We start from the raw sequence: 1,028 nt of genomic DNA, 5'->3' as shown, positions 1-1,028 counted from the left end.
GGCCGACGCCGCGGTGGTGTGTCGCTGCCGGGCCCGGTGCGCCGCGGCGTCGATACTCCGAAGCGATGCGGAGGAGAGGGCGCCGATGGAGTTCCTGGTCGACATGGTGACCACCGTCCCCGACGGCACGTCCGAGGAGGCCGTCGCCGACATGCGGGCACGGGAGGCCGTCCGGGCACGGGAACTCGCCGCCCTCGGACACCTGGTGCGGCTGTGGCGACCGCCGCTGGCACCGGGGGAGTGGCGCAGCTGGGGCCTGTTCGACGCACCCGACGCGGAGCAGCTGGAGCAGCTGCTCGCCTCCATGCCGCTGCGGGCCTGGCGCCGGGACACCGTCACCCCGCTCACCCCGCACCCCAACGACCCCGGCCCCGGGGCCGCCCGATGAACGGCGGACCCGGCGGCGAGCAGGACCTGCGCGGCGTGCTCGACCGGTGGAAGGCCGCCGTCGACGCCCACGCACCCGAGCTGGTCGCCGCCTGCTTCACCGAGGACGCGATCTTCCAGGGCCTGCACCCCTACACCGTCGGCCGCACCGGCATCGCCGACTACTACCGCGCGCAACCGCTCGGCATGACCGCCCACTACCGGATCCTGGAGACCCGCCGCCCCGCCGACGGCCTCCTCCTCGGCTGGCTCGCCGTCGACTTCGCCTTCACCGACCGCCCCACCCTGAGCGTGCAGCTCGGCGTCCTGCTCCGCCGGACGACCGACGGCTGGTCCATCGGCCACTACCAGGTGTCGCTGCTGCCCTGACGCCCCGGGCACCGCGCCGGCCGCCCGCCCCGCCCGTCCGTGGTCGGCCTCAGCCCACGGTCACCACCCGGGCCCAGGCCGGAGGCGTGTCCGGGACGTAGTCGGGATCGTCCTCGTTCCAGGACCGCGGGGAGCCCTCGCGGTGGAACAGCCCGACCACCGTGCGGCAGGCGGGCCGCTCCCGCGGCCACGGGGTCTGACCATCGGTCAGGACCACCACCACGTCCGGCCGCGGCCTGGACCGCAGCGCCGCGGCGAAGCCCTCGCGCAGG

The 1,028-nt window shown here is 75.8% G+C and carries 2 protein-coding genes and 1 pseudogene; 2 read left to right on the top strand and 1 reads right to left on the bottom strand.

What is annotated here, in order from left to right:
- Positions 1–85: 85 nt before the first annotated feature.
- Both ABZ641_RS39330 and ABZ641_RS39325 read left to right on the top strand, forming a co-directional pair.
- Positions 86–388: a muconolactone Delta-isomerase family protein gene (locus ABZ641_RS39330; protein WP_344621747.1), complete on the top strand. Its 303-nt coding sequence runs from the start codon at positions 86–88 to the stop codon at positions 386–388.
- Entirely contained in the window at positions 385–756 is a 372-nt protein-coding gene (locus ABZ641_RS39325; RefSeq protein ID WP_344621748.1) for a nuclear transport factor 2 family protein, read from the top strand. The genes ABZ641_RS39330 and ABZ641_RS39325 overlap by 4 nt, the downstream gene beginning before the upstream one ends.
- 49 nt (positions 757–805) lie before the next feature.
- On the opposite strand, the pseudogene ABZ641_RS39320 reads toward ABZ641_RS39325, so the two are convergent.
- Positions 806–1,028: pseudogene (locus ABZ641_RS39320) on the bottom strand (hypothetical protein); the annotation flags it as partial.

This window comes from Kitasatospora sp. NPDC007106 (assembly GCF_040634455.1).
Taxonomy (GTDB): domain Bacteria; phylum Actinomycetota; class Actinomycetes; order Streptomycetales; family Streptomycetaceae; genus Kitasatospora; species Kitasatospora arboriphila.
Note: the sequence above shows the minus strand (reverse complement) of the source record. Positions and strands in the feature narration are given on the sequence as shown.

What these genes read in the sequence shown, in the direction of transcription:
- ABZ641_RS39330 (WP_344621747.1), top strand. Translation starts at nt 86, where the DNA reads ATGGAGTTCCTGGTCGACATGGTGACCACCGTCCCCGACGGCACGTCC.
- ABZ641_RS39325 (WP_344621748.1), top strand. Translation starts at nt 385, where the DNA reads ATGAACGGCGGACCCGGCGGCGAGCAGGACCTGCGCGGCGTGCTCGAC.